Source organism: Yersinia sp. 1252 StPb PI, from assembly GCF_048593885.1.
Lineage (GTDB): Bacteria > Pseudomonadota > Gammaproteobacteria > Enterobacterales > Enterobacteriaceae > Yersinia > Yersinia enterocolitica_E.
In genome coordinates this window covers 1-1,051 of record NZ_JAZGQE010000401.1, presented here as the reverse complement: position 1 = coordinate 1,051, position 1,051 = coordinate 1, and the positions used below count along the sequence as shown (strand labels likewise).

Here is a 1,051-nt window from a genome sequence, read left to right as displayed (position 1 = left end):
AATATGGCCAATCAACTTAAAGTAACCAACCAAGATTTATTGAATTTAAAATATATAGCATTAGAGAATAATCCAAAGGAATCAAAAACAGTCATTGAAAATATAGCCAAAAGTTTATCTTCTGGTTTTTAATACCTAATTTAAATCTACAAACCTTATAGGATATAACATTATGTCTAATGCTATCGTATTGAAAAAAATCAGTGAATCACGCCGTGACGCATTGGTGAACTATGCTCTGGCCAAAAAAACATTTGGCAAAGAAATTAAAACTGCTGACGAATTGTATCAACACCTGCTGCTGGATACCAAAATTGGCAGCGAGGTAAAAACCTCAAAAGTTGCCGAAGCTATCAGCAGCCTGCAACTCTATATTGAACGCTGTATTGACGGGGCCGAACCTGACGCGGCCGCCGATAAAGTTGCTAGGCATTTCAGCACGGATAACTTCCTGCATAACTGGAGTGTTTATAATAAACGTTACTCTCGTTGGGCGGGTAAAGAAAAGCTGAAATACTATGCTGCCGATTATATTGATCCGACCTTACGTTATAATAAAACAGAACTGTTTACCGAGTTCGAACAAAGTATTAACCAGGCTAAATTGACTGAGAATTCAGTGACGAAAGCGATGCAAAAATATCTGATTAGCTATGAAAAACTAGCACGATTGGATACCATCAGCCACCTGGTCACACCTAAAAAAGATACCCACTTCTTTATTGGACGCACTAAAGAAAAACCCTATCAGTATTTTTGGCGCAGTTGTGCAGAAGATAGCACTGTAAATAAAAATCAATTCATTTGGTCAGAATGGAAGGCAGTTAATAGTAATATCGATGGTTCACAGAAAGATCATATTACCGTTTTTTGGCAAAGAAATAGATTGCATCTCTCATGGGCATCGAGTGAGGTTAGAAAATCAGCAGATAACAAAGAAATAACCATCAATTATATTAACTCTTGTTATAAAAATGATGATGACAATTGGGTAAATAATGGTAAATATGAAGTAGAAAATGAAATTACCAAGTTTAATATTAATCAATTA

At 35.5% G+C, this 1,051-nt stretch carries 1 protein-coding gene; it reads left to right on the top strand.

Annotated elements, in window-relative coordinates; all coding sequences use genetic code 11:
* Nucleotides 1–172 precede the first annotated feature (172 nt).
* Nucleotides 173–1,051: neuraminidase-like domain-containing protein (locus tag V2A85_RS23910; protein ID WP_420072583.1), on the top strand; the 879-nt coding region annotated here is incomplete at its 3' end.